The following is a 22,855-nucleotide window of genomic DNA, read 5'->3' as shown; positions in this document are numbered from 1 at the left end:
GGTCTCTCCTTTCCGTTCAGGAAATCAAATCCATCATCCCAGCCCTTACCTTTCCATGAACTCTCCAAGCGGCCTGAACAAAGCTTCAATCCAAGAAGTCGGCCCAGCCATCTCCTGAAGGTTGAACATGGATAGGAGCAAGCCGATAAGCAGCAGTGAAATTAATGCAAGCTTATCTTTAACAGGTTTTTGTTTCATTCTGGGCCATTCATATAAAGTGATCAGTATAATAATGAAAGCTGTACTTAAAAAAGCCGCCCATTTCACCTATCCTCCACCTCACTCTCTGCCAATCCAGCCGGTTTGTTAATATAACCCTGTCTGCGGATATGGGCAGTAACATCGACTTCCACTTCCATTTCTTTAAAAATTTCTTTCCAGTTACTTTCAGCTTCACTAAATTGCTTTGGGTATTTCCGATAAAATTCTTTCGCTAACCCTATGACGTCATCCCCATTACCCTGGAGGTGCAGAAAAGCTACCCTGATCCGCTTTTCAATATCTTTCTGATAAGCGCTTTCAACGATATTCAGTGATTCTGGAACGGAAAGGTTTAGTTTTGTCCCATTTTGTATGACCGTTCCTTCTGTATCGATCTTCACGGATGCCTTCCAATTGCCGTTTACTATTTGTGGAATGACGCTTACCTGGGTAGATATCGGATTAATGGATATCAGCCCTTTTATGCCTTCAGGGCTTAAAGTCACTGTATATGATTCCATTTCATCCTTTAACCACAATAAGCCCATTGTGTCCTTATCGGTCATCGTCCCAGTCATTTTATCTTTTTTAAACAAAGCTGTACCAAAGATATATGGAATGCCCTGTAATTTCGCTTCCCCTTTCGCTGGCGGTAAAATTTTTATGAAAGGGAGGGCAACCGCTTGAGATTTGCTTGTTAACATCTCATCCAGCTTATGCAGTGTGACACGCAAGCCCAAATGTAAATCCGATAATTCCTTGATCACTTCTCCCGAATAGTTTTCCAAAGGCGGCATCGATTCCAAGATGGACTTCCCTCTCCCTTTGCTGACAAACACATTCGCTCGTTCACGCGGCTGAGGATGGCGCAGTAAAAAATCCAGTTGCTCCTGAATTCCTTCCTTCGCCAACCGTTCCCCGAATACAAAAACTTTACAATGTCCCCAGAATACCTTTCTGGGTATCTTACCTTGAAGCTTGGACAAGGCTTCCGACAGATTGGATCCTACATCAGATTTCACCAAGGTAGTTGTCCCGCCACCGCCTTGACTTGGTCCGCCTTCTCCTCCTCCGCTACTTATGGATTTAGGGATGAAAACCTGGATTGACAGCTCAATGGAATCATCATCCTTTTTGTCGATGGAGGCGGCAGTGACAATCGCCAAATCATTGATTTCGACTCGATCCCAACAGCCGGTCATCAAAGGGATCGCCATCAGGAAGAGAAGAATGATACTTATGGATTTACTTCTTTTCGCTTTCTCTCTTACCGTAATTCGTCCCCTCTCCTTTTTCACTTTTCTTCACTTCCCCTGTTTGGTTTTGGTCCCTGTTCAGGAGACTGGCGGTAAGAATTGGCTTCGCCCGTTAGTCGCGGTCGTGAATCCATCATCCACCAAGGAGCCCTCCACAGCACATCTTTCAGCTCCCGGCTTTTCATCGGGGCTAACGGGGATAAGTAAGGAACCCCGAAAGAACGGAGATTGCATAAATGAATGGCAATGGCAATGACGCCCATCATGATGCCAAGCAGCCCTAACGTTCCTGCAAGCAGCATCATTGGAAACCGCAGCATCCTGATGGCGATTCCGGCAATATAGCGCGGCATCATGAAAGAAGAGATTCCCGTAATGGCCACGACAATGACCATTGGTGCTGATACCAACCCCGCTTGAACGGAAGCTTGTCCGATGACAAGAGCTCCAACGATACTTACAGCTGACCCTATCTGCTTGGGCAAACGGACACCTGCCTCCCTTAATGCCTCAAACGTTATTTCCATAATGAGCGCTTCCACTATGGCAGGAAACGGAACCGCTTCCCTTGATGCTGCCATGCTTAGCAATAATGCTGTCGGCACCGCTTCTGCATGGAAAGTCAGGATAGCGACGTACAGGGAAGGCAGTAACAGAGATAAAACCATGAACACATAGCGCAGCCATCTGATGACGGTTCCCACCATGAATCGTTGATAATAATCCTCCTGGGATTGAATCAATGAAAAGAAGGATACCGGGGCAATCAGCGTGAACGGAGTCCCATCGACAAGAATGAGGGCACGGCCCTCCAACAGGGATGAACTGGCGACATCCGGACGTTCTGTCGACATGATTTGCGGAAAAGGGGAAAATGGATTGTCCTCAATCATTTCCTCGATGTACCCGCTCTCTAAGATGCCATCCATCTTGATTCGTTCCAAACGAGCTGTAATTTCAGTGATCAAGGATTGATCCACCAATCCATCGACATAAGCAATCGCGACCGTCGTTTTGGTGTAATCGCCTATTTTCATGGACTGTATTTTAAGTGCAGGGCTTTTTATGATCCTTCTTAGCTGTGACGTATTGATGCCGAGCGATTCATTGAACCCCTCCCGCGAACCCCTGATTCCTCCTTCCGCGACGGGTTCCTCAATTGCCCTCTTTTCCCATTTGGACAATCCTATCGAAAATCCGTAACCTTCGCCATCATATAAAAGGAGTGGATTTCCAGTCGAAATCGATTCAATGCAATCCGCTAGCGTATTCACTCTTTTCAATTTGGAAACGGGCATTTTATGTTCAAGGAATTCATGTAATGGCTGTGAAGGAACCGTGGTTTCCTGCATGAGCGGGGAAAGTACATTTTCTTCAATTCCCCCAATATCCGAAAGTCCCTCAATGTAGATAAGCATGGCCTGTGTCTTACCGAAAAGTAGGAACTGGCGGAACATGACATCCGAACAATTATCATAAATGGAGCGGAACGTCTCCACGTTTCGGCTGAAATTCGCATCTAACTGATCCGCTGGCTTCGAACCTTGGTCAGGTTGTCGTATATCCGGTTTTTGTTTTCTTTTATCCAATAATTTGCCCACATTACGAATCAAGCTGGTTACCCCCATTTTTTGCAGGTCGCTCAAACTCCTTTTTTCTATGTTTCTTCACAAAAGGGTATTTTATACAAAATATCCTGGAACTCACAAACATAAATAGAACTATGGTAAACATCTGAAGGTCACCACTGAGGAAATGATTATCTTTAAGCGAATGAATGAGGATTATCGGATGGAAAGAAAGAAAAGGTCAAAAAACCTGGGAGTGGTACGTACGCATAATAAAGAGGTAAAGCCCTGGTCGCTTTACCTCTTGTCGTTCTTGTTATATCTTTCAAATTGTCATACTGCCAAATCCACCGTCCACTCGAATAAGTGTCCCAGTGACAAAGCTCGAAGCTTTTTCAGAGGCGAGCCACACGGCAGCACCTTGCAATTCCTCCGGAGTGCCAAAACGGTTCAATGGCGTATGCTCCATGATCGACACAATCCTTTCAGCGCTCAAGATTTTTCTATTTTGTTCTGCAGGAAAGAAACCAGGGATGATTGCATTGACACGGATGCCGTTCGGGGCGAATTCCCGCGCCAAAAACTGAGTCACGCTGTTAAGCCCTGCCTTTGAAACGGAATATGTAAATACCTTTGATAAGGGCGTCGTGGAAGAAACGGAAGAAATATTGATGATACTGCCTCGTCTTTCCTGATCGATCATTTTCTTCGCAAAGATCTGGCAGGTTAACACGATACCCTTCAAATTGACATCCATAATATCGTCCCATTCATCCATTTCCAGTTCAAAGAACGGTGTTGAACTATTTTTACCAGGCGCATTCAGAAGGATATCCCAGCCGCCGGACCACCGTTGAATTTGATCTGCCGCTTCCAATAAAGATTCACGGGAGCATACATCAGCCTGAAAAGCCTTTGCGCTTCCGCCGCCGTTTTCAATTTCCTTAACAACTTCTTTTGCTTTGTCAAGATTTCGTCCGACTATCGCTACCTTAGCACCCTGTGCAGCAAGTCCTTGAGAAATGGCAGAACCCAATACGCTATTTCCGCCAATCGCAACGGCGGTTTTTCCAGTTAAATCGAATAAATTTGTCATTCCGCTTCTCCTATCCTGCAAGGAAATCATTGGGGAGCAAATCAACTCTCGATATCTTGGTAAATTTACCCGTTACCCTTGATTCCATTGATAATCTATGGTCAGTGCCAATCGCTTTTCCTTATCGGATCAAAACCAGTCAGAATAACCTAGGCTCCTTAAGTGATCTGCAGAGGTTTTGAGGCAATCGAATGGATCTCGGCCGTATAAGTCATCTTGCTCAATGAGGAAGTACTGTGAACCGCTGTTCAAGCCTGCTTCGATGATCGCTTTGAGATCAAGACTTCCTTCACCAAGCTCTGCGAATTGAATTACGTTGTTGAAGGCTTGAAAAAACTTGTCTTGGTCAAAATCGTTTTTAAAACTGCTCATATCCAATTGCCCGATGCGATAGTCCTTTAAATGAATTAAAGCGATTCTTCCCTCGAATTTATTGATTACCGCAACCGGATCCAGTCCGCCCCTTTGAATCCAGTGGACGTCCAATTCAAAGCCTATCCTGCGCGTATTATCCTTGATGATATCCAATAAATATTCACCATCGTATTTTTGGAATTCTATATGGTGATTATGATAATACAACTCTATCTTATGCTCGGCCAATCTTTCCGCTGCTTCGTCCGCTTTTTTTACGAAACTAAGGATTTTATCTTTATCGCCTATAGTCGTAAAAGGAAGCATGCCAATTCGTAAAAAACTGCAATCCAATGTTTGGCAATCGTTTACGATTTTCTCGAAATCATCCGTTAGTGTTTCCCCTGCCATTCCTGGCAGCATCGGCTCTAACGCGGCTGATAGAGCGGCGATTTCTATATCAAAATCTTGGCTGGCCCTTTTTAACTCGGCAACATTTTCAGCAGTCATCGGAATTTGTGAAACTTCAACAGCATGAAAATCGAGCTCCTTGATTTTTCTCATCGTTTCATAGACGCCCAATTCCTCGACCTTCCCTTTAAGCATCATCATTTGCACACCAATTTTAGCTTTTCCCATTATATTGTCCCTCCATGAATATCGCTTTTTTCATTTGCGATGATTTTCGAATCGCTTCAATCATTTTGAGCGATGGAACGGCTTCCCAGGCATGAACGTAAGCTTGCGTGTCAGATAAAATGCTTTCATAGAAGGCATCGATTAATTTGGCATGGCTGGCACCATAATAGAACTTCGATCCGGTAAGCTTCGCGTCTTCCGCCAATCTTTCCTTATTTCCCGCTTCATCCACGCTAAAGAGAATACTGTCTTTAATGGTGAGTTTTCCCTTCTCCAAAAGCACCTGTAACTCCACACTATCATTATCCACATTGGCGATTGTAGCGAAAAACAGCCCCCGCGCCCCGCTGTCGAACGTAATATTTGCTATGGCTGTATCTTCCACTTCAATCTCATAATCCAGCAGTCTGGAAACCTCCCCTTTTATTGAAACCATTTTCCCACCAATCAGCTGCATCAAATCCAGTGTATGAAGGGCTTGATTGATCATGACCCCTCCTCCGGCTTGGTCCATTTTCCCGCGCCATGGCTTCACCTCATAATAGGATGGCGGCCTGCTCCAGGTTACTATTCCCTTCACGCCAAGCACCTTGCCGTGGATGCCGCTGTCCAGCAATTTTTGAAGCTTTTCAAAAGATTCATTGAAGCGGTTCTGTAAACATACACACAACCTTACATTCTTATGTTTTTCCTCTAGCTTCACAAGTGTTAGTCCTTCTTCGGTGTTCAAGCCCAAAGGTTTTTCCAGAAATACATGCACCCCTTGTTCCATACAATATTTCGCCACAGGATAATGAAGATGGTGAGGCAGACAAAGGTGGACACAATCGATTGCCTCCGTTTCAATCATCTCTTGGTAATATTCATAAAATTTAGCACCAGGTACAGAATCCTTTAAGGCTTCATCGATATCACAAACAGCGCACAGCTCAACCATCGGGTTTGCTTGTATGGCAAGAATGTGTATGGGAGAAATATCTCCGAGCCCGATAACTGCCGTTTTCAACATACTCCAATCTCCCCCCTCTAATGGATTTCTTTAACAGATAGTATTTCTGGGATTAATTACTTTACGATGTGACAGGCGCATTCTTTTCTTCCTCAATTCGCTTTTTCAATTGCAGCAAAAATAGTTCTTCATCGAATGGGATTTCGATTTCTTTATCCAACCAGCTTGATAGATGAATCGCATTCGCTAAGGTAACTCCATGAATACCGTCACTGCCAGGAGCAAGTATCGGGGACCCTTCCAATATCGCTGCAGCGAAGTTTTCCAATACGGCTATATGCTGTGCCCCCCATACACTTTCGAATTCCAGCACTTCCTCACTGTAAATATCAGATTGATTGCCGCCCATGAATATTTTCATGACATCCTGCATGCTCATGCTGTCACTCAATTCCGATTCTGGCTTCGAAAGTCTTTTGATCGTCAGTTTCTTGCTGTCATCGACAACGATTTTTCCTTTATCTCCTACTATTTCAAACCGATCTGTGCCAATCACATCATGGGTGCAGGTAATGAACACACCCGTGGCCCCATTCCCGTAATCAAGAAGAGCCGTGACTTCATCCTCGACTGCAATATTCCGCTGATATCCATATTTCACATTGGAGTATACCTTTTTGGGCATTCCGCATATCCATTGAAGCAAGTCAAGCTGATGTGGTGCCTGATTCACGAGAACCCCGCCGCCCTCTTCACCCCACGTTGCCCTCCATGCACTTGAATCGTAGTATCCCTGTGGCCTCCACCAGGTCGTGATCATCCAATTTGTTCGGCGTATTTGGCCAATCTCCCCATTATCGATGATTTCCTTCACCTTTTGATACAGTGGATTCATCCGTTGATTGAACACGATACCGAATGTTAAATGCGGTTTTTGGGCTGCATAATCATTGAGTTCCCTTACCTGCTTTGTATATACGCCAGCGGGCTTTTCGACCAAAGCATGAATCTCCCTCTTCAATGCTTCCACACCTATTTCCGGATGCAGATAATGTGGCACACAAGTAACGACCGCATCCACATCTCCGCTATCGAGCATATCCCTGTAATTCTCATAAAAAGGGACGTCTGGATATTTTTCTGCAGCCAATTCCTTCTTAGCAGGGTCAATATCACAAATCGCCCCGATCACCATGTTTTCCACTTTTCCATCAGCCAGAAATCCTGCATATAGCCCGCCTTGCGCACCTAGCCCAACTATCCCCAATCTCACTTTTTCCATGCCAATCTCTCCTCATTATCAATTTTCTCTAGAATCTTTAAGAGTGCCTCGTATTGAAGCTTATAGCCGCTTTTTCCATCAAGCCCTTTATTCTCGATAAACCACATAGCGTCTTCCAGCTCCAGATCCTTTAATGAATCAAACCGAGCAAGATGCGGCTCAAGGGTCAAGAAACCTTTGTAGCCTTCATCTATCAATCGAGAAAGGATTTCCGGTATTCTGCCATCTCCCGTTCCGCACAAAACATTTTGATTCCTTTTTGTGACGGCATCCTTGATATGGATATACATCACATCATCCTTCAGCAAGTTGTAGCAATCCTGGGTGTTTTCACCACACTGGACAAAGTTGGCAAAATCAAAAATCGCCTTAAAATTCTCCGAATCTACCTTTTCCAATATTTCCGCGCATCTTCGGCCGATATCTCCGTAGATATCCTTCTCATTTTCATGCAATAAAATAACATCGTATTTTTCGGCTATGGCCGTGAATTCTTTCAATTTCCTTACCACATCTTCTCCAAATCGGTCAGGCTCCTCCCCGTTTGGAATATAAAAACTGAAAACGCGGATATATTTGCAGTCAAGCAGGATGCTTATTTGACAAATAACCTCCAGCATCCGCCTTTGTTCCAAAAAACCTGCTTCATCATTTATAAAGATCTTTCCGATTGGCGATCCGATGGAAGATACACCTATGCCTGCTTTTTGGAGTCTAGGAAGTACCGTCCTTCTTATGTCTTCGATTGAAAAATCCCCTATGTTTCTCCCGTCAATGCCACGTAAAGAAATATACTTTATTCCAAGCTTTGCAACCGTTTCAAGCTGTATATCAAAATCCGATGAAATTTCATCGGAAAATCCTGATATCAATAGATTTGGATTCATTTAGATTTCCCCCTCCCCCTCAAGATATCCCAATGTTCAGTCTATTTTTACGATATTGTGATGGCGTCACGCCAGATTTTTCTTTAAAAAACCTGCTGAAGTGAGCAATACTTTCAAAACCCGTTGCCCGGGAGATCTCCCCAAGCGTTTGGTCAGGTTCCATTTCCAGCAAATACTTCACCTGGTTAAACCGGCAGCCCATCACATATTCCATGACGGTAAACCCAGTTACTTCCTTGAAAACGTGGGATGCGTAATACTTACTAAGATTCATTTCATTGGCCAGTCGATCCAAACTTACTTTTTCGGTATAGTGATCATTGATCCAAGAGGCAATTCCCTCAGCATGATGCTCCTTTTCGGTCCTTTTGTTGGAATGCTGAGCTAATTCTTTATGGCTCATTTTATAGATTTTCACCAGTAATTGAACAAGCTCCAGTTTTATTTCCGCTTCACTCGTGTTACTTTTTTTACCTTTTTGCTGCAGTTCTGCCTCTTGATTAGCAATAAGGCCGCTGATCCTTTTTAATCCTTCGTCCACACAAATCCCGGCTTCATCATAACCTGTCCGCAGCAAGCAATTGTTAAGCTTCTGAAAGGGATCAAGCAAATTTGGGGTGCCAAGGATAACTAACAACTCTTGCAGCCAAATTGGTGAAAAGTGAATCATGCTTCTTATGTAAGTACTTCCTGGCTGCGGATTAGGTTTATGCAAGGTCATGCCATCCAAAAGAATGATATCCCCCGGCTGTAAATCATAGATCCGGTTGTTGATTAAATACCGGCAATCCCCTGAATGAAAAAAGTAAATCTCATACTCATGATGTGAGTGAAAGTTGAATGGGTGCGCCTCCACCCCATGCACTCGGTAAAAGGAATTGATCCAATCCCCCATAGGCTGGCCTGGATAAAAAGATGGTAGATGATCATTCATTACACTAAACACCTCGCAAAGTAAGCGCTATCAATTCATTACTTTCCCTCCGTTTATTTTATCGGAGCCCTATTAAAAAAGCATTCTCCTAAAAAGCTGAATAATTCTTTATTTTTGACTGATATTGCTTTTTGCAAAATATTATCAGGCAAATGCTATCATTCTTGCACAAAAGCACCAGGGAATATCCTGATGCTTTCGAATTCACTTTTAAAGCCTGCTTCAACACTTGTTTCGCCCTTATTTCCCAGACAACTCCGGAAGTGCACCCACCTTATTTCTTATAGTGGAAATCAGGAATTTCCGTCCAGCGCCTGCGTAACTCATGAGCAGCATGCTTCGGTTTTCGCTCTCGGGTAAAGACTCCTTTTTTATTGCCTTGGACACGCATGATCCCTTGACTCGTTGCGAAGTCCGCGAAGTTCCAAACTTGTTCGCCGATAAAATTATTGAATTCATCAAAAACTTCATGATTGGCTTTTAAATATTCCACTTGGTATTCTTCGGTGAACATGACCGGATCTACATCATGGAAACCGGCCACTGTATCCGCTCCATACTCCGTCATCATAATTGGCTTTTCGGGACATCTTTCATTCCAGCCTTCAAATTCCTCACGCAGCTTCGCTTTTGCCGAATCAAGGTCCCCGCCGTCAATATACCAGCCGTAATAGCGATTCAATGCAAGGACATCAATCAAGTCAGCAACTTTGTCGGTTTTTGGCGTTGCACCTAGATGAGTAACGATTGTAACTGGCCTTCTTTGCGGGTCCAACTCCTTCGTTAAGTCGACTAACGGTTTAAAATATTCATATGCCCCCTCTTCCTCTGAAGCAGGTTCATTCGCGATACTCCACATCACGACTGAAGGATGATTCTTATCGCGTTCTATCAGCTCTCTCATAACGTCTTGATGATGCTCAAACGTTTTGATTGCTTGCCATGTGCTCTTCTTATTTGTTTGTCCGTTCAGTACTGCCATAAAGTTCAAATGGACACCAACGGCCGTCGATTCATCAATGACAACGATGCCTTCACGGTCGGCAAGACGCATCAATTCTTCAGAATAAGGATAATGGGAGGTCCGGAATGAATTGGCGCCCATCCATTTCATTAGCTTGAAATCCATTACATTTCCTGCTTCATTGAACCCCCTGCCATGGATCGGTGTATCTTCATGCTTACCAAAGCCTTTAAAATAAAAGGGCTTGTCGTTGATGAGGAATTTCCCATTTTGCACCTCAACTGTCCTGATCCCAAAGGGCTGTTCATATTGATCTACCATTTCTCCATCTTCGGATAGTTCTATATTCAACGTATATAAATAGGCATTCAACGGCTCCCAAAGCTTCGCATCCTTGACCATGATTGCATTTGAGGCACCAGCTGCCGTGCCAACAACTTCACCTGACTCATCCATCACGCTGACATTAATCTCCGATTTCCCTGCTGTCTTTACTGTATAGCTTATTTCTCCACTCAATTCTGTCACTATCGTTACATCTTTAATGTACGTGCGAGGTGTTGTATAGATCTTTACCGGACGTTGCAGCCCAGCGTAGTTGAAAAAGTCGAAATTAGGCATATTGCGGATTACTTTTCCAATGCCAGCAACTTCTTTTTCCGAATAAGTTCCGACCGGCAATGTGGTATGGTCGACAACATTGTTTACGGCGACCGTCAGCCGGTTTTTCCCAGGGGTTAAAAAGGGATTGATTTCTGCTTCAAACGGGAGGAATCCGCCTTTATGTTCAATTGCCAGCTCTCCATTTACATATACCTTTGCAACATGTGTTGCCGAACCGAATCTTACTATAATACGCTCCGACGCAAGGGAGACCGGTAAGGTAAATTCACGTTCATACCAGACCCAGCCAACGTGATTACGGATTTCACTTGTAACTCCTACATCATTGAAGGAAGCAGGGACGGCCATCGTCATTGTACCCAATAATTTTTCGTCTTTCCAATCCTCATGGAAGCCCGGATCCAATTTAAAGTTCCAAACACCATTAAGGTCGATGAGGTTTCTCGTCTCGGTTACGATTGGGTATAACATTTCCAACACTCCTTTATCATAAAAAACAGTATTCTTAAACTCCCGCGATCAATTAAATAAACCAACAAAGAGGAAAAACATCGCTATGTTTTTACCGTTTCGTAAAATATTTTTCGGCATTGTAATAACCGATATTCCTGACCATTTGTTCACGCAGCTCTTTATCATCCGGCATCAGTCCTTGCTCCGTCCAATCTCCTAGGATGTTGCAAAGAATCCTACGGAAATAATCATGGCGGGCATAAGAAAGGAAGCTTCGGGAATCAGTCAGCATACCAATAAAATGGCTCAGGAGTCCGACATTCGCCAGTTCCTTCATTTGTTTCTCCATTCCATCTATGTGGTCATTAAACCACCAGCCTGACCCAAATTGTACCTTTCCGGCAATCCCTTCTTCACAGAAGTTCCCGACCATTCCTGCAAGAATCGGATTATCTTTTGGGTTTAAGTTGAATAATACGGTTCTTGGCAGTGCCTCCTCTTGATCAAGTGCATCAAGAAAACGGGATAATCCTTCCGCCAAATTGGCCTCGCCGATCGAGTCGAACCCGCTGTCGGTGCCAACCCGTTCTTTCATCTTCGTGTTGTTATTCCTCATCGCCCCCATATGCAGCTGCATGACCCACTGCTTTTGGGCATACATTTTCCCGAGCTCCTTCATTAAGAAGGATCGGTAAGCATCCAGCTCTTCCGTTGATAGCTGCTGGCCATTCAACCGCTTCTTCAGGATGATATCCGCTTCTTCTTTAGTGGAATCTACATATACCATTTTCTGAATATCATGATCCGATCCCCTCCCACCGTTTTCATGAAAATAGTTGACCCGATGCTTAAGCGCATTTATTAGCTTTTCTATTGAATTCACTTCAATGCTCGTTACTTTTTCCAGTTTTTTAATCCAGCTATTAAAATCAGGACGTTCCACGAATAGCGCTCCATCAGGACGGAAAGTTGGAGCAATGGTTATATGAAAGGAATCATCCTCATTCAACGACTGATGAAATTCAAGCTCCGAGACAGGATCATCCGTCGTCCCGATAAATGTAACGTTCGATTTTTCGATAAATGATCTGGGCCTGAACTCTTGCCTGGAAAGCTTGTCATTACACTCATCATAAATTTCACGTGCAGTTTTTGGACTCAGGATTTTTTCGATGCCAAAAAACATTCTCAACTCCATATGCGCCCAATGATACAGAGGATTGCCTATTAAGTGAGGCATCGTTTCCGCCCATGCGGCAAACTTCTCCCAATCGCTGCAATCACCAGTAATATATCGCTCGCCAATGCCTTGCATGCGCATCGCCCGCCATTTATAATGGTCGCCACCCAGCCACAATTGCGTAATGCTTTCATACGGTTTATTTTCCCACACCTCTTGTGGGGACAGGTGACAGTGAAAATCAAAAATTGGCAAATCCACACCGGCATTTTTGTACAATTCAATGGCAGTGTCCGTATTTAACAAGAAATGTTCATCCAAAAAGGCTTTCATATATTTCCCTCCTGATCCATTCATAAAAGTTTAAGTACCATTCAATCTGTAAGCCCTTTCATTTAGCAACTCAGGAACTTCACGCAACTTATTTAATTCGTTTACTAAACTAATTAAATATATGAATAATTTATCATTTTTTCACTTTTCCGTCAATTAACTCTTTCTGTGTGCAAAAATCAAATCCTAAATGACGATCCCGAAACTGTTATAATGGTCATATATCCAAAAAGTTGTTGCCAAAATGGGAGGATTTTTATGATAACCGGTGATGCAGCATATATCAAAAAGATCAATCGCGCATTGATTATTAAGGAAATAATAAAGGAAGGCATGATATCGAGGGCCGATTTGTCCAAGGCTACGGATTTAACAAGGGCCACCATCTCAGCACAGGTTGCAGACTTATTGGAAGAAGACTTAATCGTGGAAACACAACTGGAATATACCGGCGTCGGCCGAAAACCCATCATGCTCTCCTTAAACGGCCAAGCAGGATATGCTCTCGGGATCGACATTGATTATGGGCGGATTTCCTTCACTTTAAGCGATCTGCTGGGGAATTGTATCACCTCCTCCATCCAAGAATTATCGACGACGGACTATTCGGAGGTTCTCCAAGTGGTAATTGAAACGATTAAGCAGCTCAAAGCGACCTATGCTGACAGTCGCTATGGCATCGTCGGGGTCGTCATTGCCATTCACGGCCTTGTAGGAAAAGATGAAATCATTCACTATGTCCCGCGCTTCAAATGGCATGATATCGATTTGAAAAGTGCGATTGAAACGGAATGTCAAATGGATGTCCATCTAGAAAACAATGCTAATTTAAGTGCTTTTGCCGAGCGGATATTCGTGCATCATGAAGCGAACAATCTGCTCAGCACAACATTTCATTCCGGAATTGGCCTTGGAATGATGATGAAGGATGATTTTTTTCGCGGACATGATGGATTCGCTGGGGAAATCGGCCATATGATCGTTGTTCCGGACGGCAAACCGTGCAATTGCGGCAATAAAGGCTGCTGGGAGAAGTATGCTTCGGAATCGAGTATATTTGAATATTTATCTGAAGAAAAAAAAATACCCAACCTAACATATGAGCATATTCAAAGGATGATTGATGAAGGCGATGCAGCGGTACATAAGGTTATGGACCGTTTCATTTACTATATATCGATTGGCATTAACAACCTCATCAATATGTATAATCCCGATGTCCTCGTATTGGACAGCGAGCTGCTGCGAATATATCCTGATTCCATAACCAAAATCAGCAATAATCTTACCTCCTCCATTAGCCATTACCGTGAAATCACTTTATCGGCAATGGGTAAAAAATCCTGTGTCATGGGTGCATGTGCCTTGGCGATTAAAAAATTCCTTGATGTTCCGATCCTGAATCTATCTTACGAAATCAGCCAGCAGAATAAGTCCTGAAAAAAAACTCCCCTTTCGATGTTGCCAGAAAGGGGAGTTTTTCATTATTCCATACCGCTTCTTCTCTCAGCCAAGTCTTCAGCCAATTGAAGGGTCCTTTTTTTGTTCAATGGATAAAGGAAGGCCAATATCAAGAAAACGACGATATAAATCACCGAGGGAGCCAATGTTGCCAATGCATGGATTCCATCAAGTGCTTGCTGTGTTTGTGCTTCGCGTGTTGCATCGTAACCGACCATTGCTATTGCAAAACCGCCAATTCCTCCTGCAATTGCCTGCCCTACTTTACGAGCGAAAGAATAGATCGAATAGACCGTTCCATCTTCGCGAAGCCCCGTCAAATATTCATGATAGTCGATTACATCCGTTACAAATGCCCACACCACGATATTAAAGAATCCAAAGCCAAACATCCCTATCGCAGATATGATGATGAATTGCATAGCGGATAGGTTCGGCAAGAAGTACAAAAGACCATATACTACTCCCGCAAGCAGCATTCCCATGGACGCCGTTTCTTTTTTACCGAACTTTGCCACGCATGGTTTTGCTATCGGCATGGCCAGGAATACGGCAGCGGTTTGAACGAAGCCGATAATGCTCAGGGCCCAAGCATTGCTGAAATAATCTTTAAATAAGTAAACGTTAATCGCTCCTATCAGCATCGTACAGATCATGAAAATCAAAGATGCACAAAGGATGGACAATAAAGGACCGTTTTTGACTATTCCTTTTACGGACTTCTTTAAAGAAGTTTTTTGCACTTGATTAATGGGGGCACTGAACCGTTCAGTCGATAATTTATAACAGGCCATATAACAAGTGATGGAAAGAATGCCAAAAATGATGGCTCCAAGCAGAAAACGGTTGGGTTCTGCCTTATTATCCACGAAAAGAATCAATGGTCCCGCTACGTTTATGATTAAACTGGCGAGCATCGCGCCCATTGTCCTGAAAGTGGATAATGATGTTCGCTCGACAGGGTCGCTTGTAATGACCGAAGCCATTGAGCCATATGGAATGTTAACCGTGCTATACAAAGTTCCCCACACAATGTAGGTGACAAAGGCCCAAGCCATATAAAAACCATCTGACATGCCTGGGATTTTCACGAACATCAATACTCCGGATACGACTAAAGGGAAGGACATCCGGAAAATCCAAGGTTTGAATTTCCCATGCCTGCTTGGCTTTCTTGTATCAATGAAACGGCCCCAGGTAACATCAGCAACCGCATCCCATAGCCGCGCTATCAAAAAAAGGATTCCTACCGTTGCAGCACTGATATGAAAAATATCAGTATAATAAACCATTAAAAAGGAGCTTACCAAGATAAAGAAAAAATCATTTCCAAAATCCCCGAATAAATAGCCGACCTTATCACGCATTCCGAATTTTCTGACTTCCCCGATCGCAGCATCTTTGCCAACGGACTCCAACCTTTCTAATTGACCCATCTCCATCCCCCCATACCAATAGAAATTACTGATTCATCAGGTTTTTTTTCTTGGAAGAAATAATCATGTATGGTGTAACCTAATAAAGCACCTTGCCATCCCCTTCTTTGAAAGCCCTTACAATCAAACGCAACCTTTTTTTAATTAGTTTAGTAAACTAACCAAATATTTCTATAATTAGAATATCACCTGACTTTTCATCCGTCAATACGTTTTGTAAGCGTTGACATTAAATATTTAGAATATTACGATTTATCACTGACTATGGAACGAAAAGGTACCGTGAAACATTTCAAACCAAGGTGAGCCGCTGAAAAAGTGGCTCACCTTGGTTTATCTAAATTTTGGTCTCTCCTTCATTTCCCTCTCTCATCCAATCCATCATTCAGCATTTTCACTTGATGGCGGAAATAAAGATAAAAAATAATCCAGATGATCCCATAGAAAGGCAGGAAAATCGCTATTCCAGTCATTAATCCTTTAAAAGAGAAGGGAATCCATCCGACAAAAAAGGAGAGCAGGAAATAAAGTACGGTGACAGTGAAGAAGTGCAGGATGGTCTGAAATAATAAGCTCCATTTTTCGACCTCGAAAATGATGGTTGCCGTGCTGAAAAACCAGCCACATAATAGACAGCCTATCGCATTTTTCACAAAGAGGTCACTGTCCAAAGCATCGACCCCTCCAAAGCCGATGACGCCAAAACATATCAGCACCATCACAAGCGCTCCAAAGCAAATCCCAACAAAGCTCCGGATCAATAGTGTTTTCATCATAATCCCTTCCTTTTCCATTGAAATGCTTTCTTGATTCCTTGAACGTAGTGCCGTGAAACATATTCCTTCTCCCCTGACCGAAAATATACACATAATGTTCCATTGAAGGACGCCTCGAATCTGCTTAACTCATCTAAGTTGGCAATCACTGACTTGGACAACCTCACAAACTGGTTACTTGGAAGTTCCCTTTCAAGCTCGTATAATCTCTCTCTCATTTCGAAAGTCCCTTGTTTTGTCCGTACCATAATCGAATCCTGTTCCGTGAACAAGCAGATGATTTCCTCCGTCCGGAATACATGCTGCATGTCTTCCTTCCTCCCAACAAAATACGGCCTTTTCCTTTCTTTTAAACGCTCCATCAATTGCTCCACTTCCTCATTCCAAGCATTGTTGCGGATAAGCACTTCTATCGCCTTGACCTCCTCATCTATCTCTACCTTTATCTTCATATGCGGTGCCTCCCTTTAGCTTATAGTTAAAGTATATTGAGAAATCCAAAAGTTAGTTTCCATTTTCCGGTAAGAGGTAACATTTGAACCTTAACCGGCTTGAAATGAGCACTTACATACACTAAATAACCGTCCAAAAAGTTGGACGGTCCCCTATCCTTCCATATAAAAGCCTTCATGCGTGAATCGTAAGGCTTCCCCTTGCGCTACCCTTTAGTTGTAAAAGTGCTTGGCATTACGACTGCCACAACCTCTCCGCGAGCGCAAATTGTATCATGTGCAAATACTTCGGTTTCGATTCTCCACTTCTTCGGGTGTATCTCATGAATGGTGCCAACGGCCATTAATCGGACATCGTTCGGGGTTGGCCTTACGAACTCCACATTCAGTGAAGCTGTCACAAACCTTGGAGGCTCGGTCCCGTCTCCTATATCATGGCCGTTTTTTCGATGCAGTGCCAAAGCAGCCGAACCAGTTCCATGACAGTCAATTAGCGAGGCAATCACGCCACCGTATACAAACCCGGGAATGGCCATATGCTCCGGAAGCGGCCGATATATCGTCCTGGTATGCTCGCCATGCCAGCCTGTCCGAAAATGATGGCCTTTTTCATTTAATCGGCCACATCCATAACACCAGGCAAAGTCGTCGGGATATTCATCTTGAATCGCTTTTTGCACAGTCTCCTCCATCATTTCTTCCCCCTTAATATTAGGTGAACCAGTAAAGCCATACTTCCTGTAGAATGGCAATGAACTTAACTGGGACGCACGCCATAAAGCTTCCATTCATGTGCAATTCCCTGTTGTTTTTATCCGTTTTATATAGCATCTTCTAAAAGTCTCCGTTTAGGGCCCATCCACAACCAGCGCTTTTTTGATCCGCATCATTCAACTCTACATATATTCTATTTCTTCAGAGAATTATCCTGCCGCTGATTGGAACGGAATCGATATTCAGGGAAATAAAAGGAAAATCCTCTTAAATGAACAGATTTTATAAATCAGCAGCAACATCCACTATTATCCTACTAGCTAGTCCAAACCATAACGAAAAAAAATCATACTATATGAAAAAGGAATCATCCCATCAAGGAGGGGCAACCTTACATGATACCCATAGACGATTGTAAATTGTTGATTTCATGCTGCAATCATAAAGGCGGTCTTTATTTAGTCGATATAAAACATCAACAATATGAAATGAAAAAGGTGTTAGACGTTGGATGCACAGGTATTACAAAATACGGCAGCTCTTTTGTCGTAATCTCAAATTTGCATGGAATCTTTATTTTGGATGAAAACTTAAAGGTAATAAAAAATAAACCTTTATCTACAGACTTAGATTTACATGGCATCGCCATAGACAACGACAAAGCTTATATTGTTGAAACTAAAACTAACTCAATTGGTATTTATAGTTTAAAAAATGACTTGGAAAGAATCGATGAAATTAGATTTTCACCGGAAAATGACGATGTTTCCCACGTCAACGATTTGTATATAGTGAATGAAACGTTATATGTATCCATGTTCTCGAATCCTCCAAAGAAAAAATTGACCTCCTTCGCAAGCTATTTCCCTCATAAAACAATCCCCAGAGGTGTGATTCTGGAATACTCTTTAGAGGAAAGAAAAGTGGTTAAAATATGTCATGATAAATTATTTCAACCTCACAGTGTTTTACATCATGATCATAATCTGTATTATTGTGTTTCAGGTGAATTCCTGGTAAAGAGGAATGAAGAAGAAATTTTTAAATGTCTTGGGTATACTCGCGGTTTAGCAGTTAATAATCAAATGATGGTTATCGGCCAAAGTGAAAGTAGACATATACCGATTTTATTAACAAAACATACGAACGTATTACTGGACTGCGGGATTTATGTTCATGATATCTCTTCGAAGCTTTCCTCGTTTATCCATATACCGTCTGAAGAAATCTATGGGATTTTGGTGATTTGAATATAATACTGACTGTGGACAAACCTTCGCTAGAAATCTGGTTAGTCCACAGTTCTTTTGATGGATTGTAAGGATTCGAACAGGAAAGATACTCAGGACAATCCTCTATATATTACGGAAAGGAACGAAAGCTGCTTTATTCAAGAACATAATGGAAAACCCATTCCTCGCCGGCTTCCCCGGTAAATCTGTTGCCCTTATCAACGAAACCGGCTTTCACGTATAAGTTTATTGCTGGAACATTCGTATGGTGCACCGTGAGAATGATCTCATTTTTATCCGGATGCTCTCGTTTTATTAACTCCGGCAATTTTTTCAAAGCAACAAATGCCAGCCCCTTTTTCTGGTGGCGTGAATCCAAGGAGAATGATTTAAGGAGAATGGCGTTCTCATTTCTTGTATATTGATTTCCCGCCTTATTTGTATATAGGGCAAAACACCCTACCAAATCATCATTCAACCAGATCATCTTCGGAAGATTATACGTATCCCTCCTGAAGTCTTCAATGACTTTCAAGGGCAGCGATGTATAGATTGCTTGTTCCAAAGGCAAACAATAATCGTTCAGCGCTGCAAGATCTTTTTCCCTGAAAGGCCTTATCTCTAGCCCCGTTCCCATAAAATCACCACCACATCCACCTTTAATATTTGACCATTTCATATTACCAGATATTAACGGGAACGCCGCAATCAATTTCCTTAGAACCTATTCACAAACAAAAGAATGGAATTGAAGGCGCAGGTCTTCCAAAGCCATTGCTTAGAGTCGAAAGCAACGGACATTACGAGAATGGGCAAACTCCTGGGAGTTTACTTACAGTCAAAAAAAGGAATGGCTTAAAGCCACTCCTCTCAGTTTGTAGACAAAAGGTTACGAGATTTAGGCTCTTCGAGCCACTATGTTAAGCCATTTTAGGACCTTGCCATGTCCAAGTGGCCATCTTCTTTACATTCATGGCAGCGAAAGTAAGCATCGCCTGCTTTTTAAGTCCCCTTAAAGTAGTCCAACGCATACCATGCTTTTCTTTTGCATCTGCGAATACACGCTCAATCGTTTCTTTGCGTTTCGCATATATAGGTTTTACCTCTTGATGATGACGCAGATGATCTGCTTCTTCCACATATGCTTGCCAGATATGCCGTGTCACTACTTTTTGATGGTCTTTGCTTTCCGTACACCGTGATAAAAATGAGCATGTTGCACAAATTTGTTTGGGCGATTTGTACTCGCGATAGCCCTCTTTATTTGTTGTTGAGTACTTTAAAGTTTCTCCCGAAGGGCAAAGGTAACAATCAAAGTGTTCATCGTAAACATAGTCATGTTTGCGAAAGAATCCTTCTTTTGTACGAGGACGTGTATAGGGTAAAGCAGGTGTGATTTCTTTGTTAAATAGGTAGCTTGTAATCGCTGGTGTTTTATAAGCGGCATCTGCGGCAGCATGGAATGAATAGGCAAACTGTTTTGTTCGTTCATCTTTCACATAGTAGCCACTCTCAGGATCCGTAGTACTTTCTTTAATTGCTTTGGTTTCTTCCTTATCAAATTTATCTGGTGGAAAAGGCTTCTTTCCATGGTTTTCACGATCTTGATTGATTTCTTCTTGAAGACGTCCTTGATACGCTCGTGTTTCTTTACGAACGATTTTCTTTTCAAATTTCCGTTTATTCGCACTGGCTTTCACATGTGTGGAATCCACGAAAACGTGTTCTACACTTATTACCTTTTTATTAGCAGCTGTCATTAAAATGCGACAGAAAATCTGTTCAAACAGGTCTGTATCTTTAAAGCGTCGCTCATAATTTTTTCCGAACGTAGAGAAATGAGGTACTTTATCATGGAAACCATAGCCTAAGAACCAACGGTAAGCCATATTGGTTTCAACTTCTTCAATCGTTTTACGCATGGAACGAATACCGAAGGTATATTGAATGAAAGTCAGTTTAACTAAAATAACTGGATCAATACTTGGGCGTCCTACCTCTGAGTACATATCTTTCACCAAGTCATAAATGAAAGTGAAGTCAATGGCAGCCTCCATTTTACGAACCAAATGGTTCGGTGGCACCAGTTGATCTAAAGTAATCATTTCAAGTTGATCTCGCTGAATAGAATCATGTTTAGAAAGCATCCTCATCACCTCAAGTTTTAATCCTTCAATTTTAAAACAAAAATGACTCCAGTCAAAAGTGTTCTATCTAAAAGGTAAGACAAAGTTGATTGGAGCGGGTGTTCGAGACTCCTGCGGGAAAAGCGCGTCTAGGGGAGACCCCGCAGGCAAAGCCGAGGAGGCTCCCCGACCGCCCGCGGAAAGCGAGTGCCTGGAGTGGAAATCAACGTCTAAATTGTACAGGCCATAAAAATAGACAAACTCGATTTTCATCGAGTTTGTCTACAGTCTGAGAGGAATGGCTTAAAGCCACTCCTCTTCTATATGAGCCGATGTATATCACTCAGCAGCCGATAACTCACTTTCCGTTACCCACTGATGGTTCTTCACTGTCTCTCCTCCCGAAGTCGGTGTGAAATCAACCATGTACACTGTCGTATTTTCTGCCGTTTCGATATGAGCGACCGCGCCATCCATCCCTTTCATATGAGAAGCCTTGATTATAACCTCCGCTCCCGGTTCATACGTTTCCTCGCCTGCACCTTCAATCTCTTCTTGAATGATCCATTTATGATTTTTGACCTTTTCCCCACCGGTTGTAGGTGTATACGATACAGCGTAAGCCGTCGTATCATAAGCGCCCACTATCGTTGCTTTTGCACCCTTCATGCTTTCCATATGACCGGTTTTGATAATCACTTGACTGCCAACTTCAAAAGTAGGATTTTCTTCAGCTTTTAATCCTTCAGGAACATCCCCTGATCCAGAATGGTCCATGTCCATTTCGCTATGGTCCACCTCTTCTTTATGTTCCGTTCCTTTATTTTCACTGTTATTGGAACAAGCACCAAGGACTAAGAGCAGAGCTGCCAATAACGATAAAACGATCGGCATTTTTGTTTTTACATTCAGCATGATAAAACCTCCTTAAGTATTTACATGACATCGTACCAATTAAATATGCAGAAATTATGGAGCGCACGCGTGATGAGAAAATGAAGCCAAACATCTTGTTATACTTCCTAGTTTTCCCCTTATATGAATTTGTCCAGACATATTTCTCATGAAATCCAGATAAATGAAGACGAATTTCCCTTTTTCACAATGGAAAAAATCGTCTCGCTGTTTAAACGTCAATCTTGCTGATTTTTGCTAACATTGTAATAGAATTCTCTCTTTCTCTTCAGCCACGCTATTATTCACTCAGAACAGGAGGACAGGGATCATATTAAGACCTTGTGTGAGTGGATTATGCAAACGCAATTTGATAAGGCTATGGGCTCTAAAATATCATTTTGCGCTTGCTCTAGACGTATGCAACTTATGATAATCTAAGATTATCCAGATTAACTAATTAAACCAGTACCTAATATTAAGAAAGTAGGAGGAATATGAGTAAAAAACGCATTGCTTTAAGTATCAGCATTTTATTGATAGGAGGTTTAGTTTTTACTTATTTTTCAGCATATTCAGAGAAATTGACAACATCTACAAACCTTTCCAACGAGTCCATTGGAGGTGTGAAAATCCACGAAAATATAAATAATAGTCGTTTTATGACACAGTATGACAAACGATTAAGTAAAGAAGATAATGACTTATATGATTATTATCATTGGAAAGGCGGATTAGAAACTGCTTCTATTAATTCTGGTAAAGATAAAGGTTCAATAATGCGGTTAATCATAACTGGTACGGATAAAAAAACATTTGATAATCCTCTCCACACCGCAAAAGGAATTAAATTAGGTGATACAAAAGAAAAAGTTCTTTCTTTATATGGAAACAAATATTACAAAAGTAATGAGCAAGGAGCCGATATTATCGGATATATTGACCACAAACAAGAGATAACTTTAGAGTTTTGGTGTATCAATAGTGGTAAAGTTGCTGAAATTCGGTTAGATGATTCAAGTGTTAACTAAAAGCAATGCCATT

21 protein-coding genes are annotated in these 22,855 nt (G+C 42.3%); 3 read left to right on the top strand and 18 right to left on the bottom strand.

The window, feature by feature from the left end:
• Positions 1–45: 45 nt before the first annotated feature.
• The 11 genes from MHI53_RS04240 to uxaC all read right to left on the bottom strand — a co-directional run bounded on the left by MHI53_RS04240 (position 46) and on the right by uxaC (position 12,720).
• On the bottom strand, positions 46–267 hold the full coding sequence (locus MHI53_RS04240; protein WP_340372838.1) for a hypothetical protein: 222 nt from the start codon (positions 265–267) through the stop codon (positions 46–48).
• A complete protein-coding gene (locus MHI53_RS04235; protein ID WP_340372837.1) occupies positions 264–1,499 on the bottom strand; it encodes a Ger(x)C family spore germination protein in 1,236 nt (411 codons plus the stop codon). Before MHI53_RS04235 ends, MHI53_RS04240 begins: the two co-directional genes overlap by 4 nt.
• Positions 1,496–3,019, bottom strand: a complete 1,524-nt coding sequence (locus tag MHI53_RS04230) for a spore germination protein (RefSeq protein ID WP_340373641.1) — start codon at positions 3,017–3,019, stop codon at positions 1,496–1,498. Before MHI53_RS04230 ends, MHI53_RS04235 begins: the two co-directional genes overlap by 4 nt.
• Before the next feature lie 331 nt (positions 3,020–3,350).
• Positions 3,351–4,121 (bottom strand): SDR family oxidoreductase, encoded by a 771-nt coding sequence (locus tag MHI53_RS04225; protein ID WP_340372836.1) that lies wholly within the window; start codon positions 4,119–4,121, stop codon positions 3,351–3,353.
• Between the two features lie 129 nt (positions 4,122–4,250).
• Positions 4,251–5,114 carry a sugar phosphate isomerase/epimerase gene (locus MHI53_RS04220; protein WP_340372835.1) on the bottom strand — a complete coding sequence of 288 codons (864 nt, stop codon included), beginning with the start codon at positions 5,112–5,114 and terminating at the stop codon, positions 4,251–4,253.
• Positions 5,101–6,123 (bottom strand): Gfo/Idh/MocA family oxidoreductase, encoded by a 1,023-nt coding sequence (locus MHI53_RS04215; RefSeq protein ID WP_340372834.1) that lies wholly within the window; start codon positions 6,121–6,123, stop codon positions 5,101–5,103. Before MHI53_RS04215 ends, MHI53_RS04220 begins: the two co-directional genes overlap by 14 nt.
• Before the next feature lie 61 nt (positions 6,124–6,184).
• Positions 6,185–7,345: a Gfo/Idh/MocA family oxidoreductase gene (locus tag MHI53_RS04210; protein ID WP_340372833.1), complete on the bottom strand. Its 1,161-nt coding sequence runs from the start codon at positions 7,343–7,345 to the stop codon at positions 6,185–6,187.
• On the bottom strand, positions 7,333–8,232 hold the full coding sequence (locus MHI53_RS04205) for a sugar phosphate isomerase/epimerase family protein (protein ID WP_340372832.1): 900 nt from the start codon (positions 8,230–8,232) through the stop codon (positions 7,333–7,335). The genes MHI53_RS04210 and MHI53_RS04205 overlap by 13 nt, the downstream gene beginning before the upstream one ends.
• Before the next feature lie 19 nt (positions 8,233–8,251).
• Entirely contained in the window at positions 8,252–9,166 is a 915-nt protein-coding gene (locus MHI53_RS04200) for an AraC family transcriptional regulator (RefSeq protein ID WP_340372831.1), read from the bottom strand.
• Between the two features lie 274 nt (positions 9,167–9,440).
• A complete protein-coding gene (uidA, locus tag MHI53_RS04195; RefSeq protein ID WP_340372830.1) occupies positions 9,441–11,225 on the bottom strand; it encodes a beta-glucuronidase in 1,785 nt (594 codons plus the stop codon).
• A 91-nt stretch (positions 11,226–11,316) separates the two neighbouring features.
• Positions 11,317–12,720, bottom strand: coding sequence for a glucuronate isomerase (uxaC, locus tag MHI53_RS04190; protein ID WP_340372829.1), 1,404 nt, complete (start codon positions 12,718–12,720; stop codon positions 11,317–11,319).
• A gap of 258 nt (positions 12,721–12,978) precedes the next feature.
• Here uxaC and MHI53_RS04185 point away from each other — a divergent pair, with 258 nt between their 5' ends.
• Positions 12,979–14,160 (top strand): ROK family transcriptional regulator, encoded by a 1,182-nt coding sequence (locus tag MHI53_RS04185; RefSeq protein WP_061140171.1) that lies wholly within the window; start codon positions 12,979–12,981, stop codon positions 14,158–14,160.
• 44 nt (positions 14,161–14,204) lie between these two features.
• On the opposite strand, the gene MHI53_RS04180 is transcribed toward MHI53_RS04185, so the two are convergent.
• From MHI53_RS04180 to MHI53_RS04165, 4 genes are all read right to left on the bottom strand, one after another.
• Positions 14,205–15,617 (bottom strand): glycoside-pentoside-hexuronide (GPH):cation symporter, encoded by a 1,413-nt coding sequence (locus MHI53_RS04180; protein ID WP_061140170.1) that lies wholly within the window; start codon positions 15,615–15,617, stop codon positions 14,205–14,207.
• A 356-nt stretch (positions 15,618–15,973) separates the two neighbouring features.
• On the bottom strand, positions 15,974–16,390 hold the full coding sequence (locus tag MHI53_RS04175; protein WP_061140169.1) for a DUF3021 domain-containing protein: 417 nt from the start codon (positions 16,388–16,390) through the stop codon (positions 15,974–15,976).
• Positions 16,390–16,845 carry a LytTR family DNA-binding domain-containing protein gene (locus MHI53_RS04170; protein ID WP_340372828.1) on the bottom strand — a complete coding sequence of 152 codons (456 nt, stop codon included), beginning with the start codon at positions 16,843–16,845 and terminating at the stop codon, positions 16,390–16,392. Before MHI53_RS04170 ends, MHI53_RS04175 begins: the two co-directional genes overlap by 1 nt.
• A gap of 206 nt (positions 16,846–17,051) precedes the next feature.
• The gene (locus MHI53_RS04165; RefSeq protein ID WP_061140167.1) at positions 17,052–17,537 is read right to left on the bottom strand and encodes a PaaI family thioesterase; all 486 of its coding nucleotides are present in this window, start codon (positions 17,535–17,537) and stop codon (positions 17,052–17,054) included.
• A 417-nt stretch (positions 17,538–17,954) separates the two neighbouring features.
• Between MHI53_RS04165 and MHI53_RS04160 the strand changes: the two genes are divergently transcribed.
• A complete protein-coding gene (locus tag MHI53_RS04160; RefSeq protein WP_061140166.1) occupies positions 17,955–18,809 on the top strand; it encodes a DUF4915 domain-containing protein in 855 nt (284 codons plus the stop codon).
• 136 nt (positions 18,810–18,945) lie between these two features.
• On the opposite strand, the gene MHI53_RS04155 is transcribed toward MHI53_RS04160, so the two are convergent.
• The 3 genes from MHI53_RS04155 to MHI53_RS04145 all read right to left on the bottom strand — a co-directional run bounded on the left by MHI53_RS04155 (position 18,946) and on the right by MHI53_RS04145 (position 21,832).
• Complete coding sequence (locus MHI53_RS04155) at positions 18,946–19,428, bottom strand: GNAT family N-acetyltransferase (protein ID WP_340372827.1); 483 nt, start codon at positions 19,426–19,428, stop codon at positions 18,946–18,948.
• A 283-nt stretch (positions 19,429–19,711) separates the two neighbouring features.
• Complete coding sequence (locus MHI53_RS04150; RefSeq protein ID WP_340372826.1) at positions 19,712–20,938, bottom strand: IS1182 family transposase; 1,227 nt, start codon at positions 20,936–20,938, stop codon at positions 19,712–19,714.
• Between the two features lie 318 nt (positions 20,939–21,256).
• On the bottom strand, positions 21,257–21,832 hold the full coding sequence (locus MHI53_RS04145) for a YdhK family protein (RefSeq protein WP_340372825.1): 576 nt from the start codon (positions 21,830–21,832) through the stop codon (positions 21,257–21,259).
• A 476-nt stretch (positions 21,833–22,308) separates the two neighbouring features.
• Here MHI53_RS04145 and MHI53_RS04140 point away from each other — a divergent pair, with 476 nt between their 5' ends.
• The gene (locus MHI53_RS04140; protein WP_061143852.1) at positions 22,309–22,842 is read left to right on the top strand and encodes a hypothetical protein; all 534 of its coding nucleotides are present in this window, start codon (positions 22,309–22,311) and stop codon (positions 22,840–22,842) included.
• The last annotated feature ends 13 nt before the right edge of the window (positions 22,843–22,855 follow it).

Origin of the sequence: Peribacillus sp. FSL E2-0218 (assembly GCF_037992945.1) — a bacterium.
GTDB classification, from domain to species: Bacteria; Bacillota; Bacilli; order Bacillales; family DSM-1321; genus Peribacillus; species Peribacillus simplex_B.
The sequence above is the reverse complement of the archived record's forward strand: the minus strand, read 5'-3'. Positions and strand labels throughout refer to the sequence as shown.